The 687-nt window shown below is 69.6% G+C and carries 1 pseudogene; it reads left to right on the top strand.

From position 1 onward, the window contains the following. Positions 1–587, top strand: a pseudogene (locus ACG83_RS47530) (type VI secretion protein); the annotation flags it as partial. Positions 588–687 lie beyond the last annotated feature (100 nt).

Below are 687 nucleotides of genomic sequence, written 5' to 3'. Positions count from 1 at the left end.
CGCTGGACCAGCCCGACCGGACCCGCGCCGTCGACAACCTGGTCTCCATCTTCTCCCGCGTCTACCACGAGTCCTGGGGCCCACGGACCGACGACATCTTCCGCGCCGGCCTGCTCACCCTCGCCGCCCAACCCGAGGTCCCCGTCCTGACCCAGCTACCCCGGCTCCTGACCGACGGCGCCTACCGGGAGCGCCTCGTCGGTGAGGTGAGAAAGGGCGCTGACAACGCGATTCTGGCCGGTTTCTGGGAGTGGTACGAGGCGCTGTCCGAGCCGGCGCAGGCGCACGCCGTCGCCCCGCTGATGAACAAGCTGCGCGGATTCCTGCTACGACCGTTCGTACGGGCCGCGATCGCCGCCGGCCCCTCCACCGTCGACATGGACGCCGTGCTCAACGACGGCGGGGTCTGCCTGGTCCGCATCGCTCAAGACGCCCTCGGTGTCGAGACCGCCGCACTGATGGGCTCCATCGTCGTGTCCGCCGTCTGGCAGGCCACCACCCGCCGGGCCCGCATGCCCCAGGGAAAACGCCCTGACGCCAGCCTGTTCTTGGACGAGGCAGTGCGCCACGAAGCGCTGCAGGTCTGAGAGCGGCAGGTAGCCGCTGATGACCGCAACACCGGGTGGGGTGAAAGGACCCACCGCCAGCCAGTCGCAGCTGGCTGGTGAAGCTGAGGACAGTCCGATC

Origin of the sequence: Frankia sp. R43 (genome assembly GCF_001306465.1) — a bacterium.
Classification (GTDB): domain Bacteria; phylum Actinomycetota; class Actinomycetes; order Frankiales; family Frankiaceae; genus Parafrankia; species Parafrankia irregularis.
This window is presented reverse-complemented; position numbering and strand designations above follow the sequence as displayed.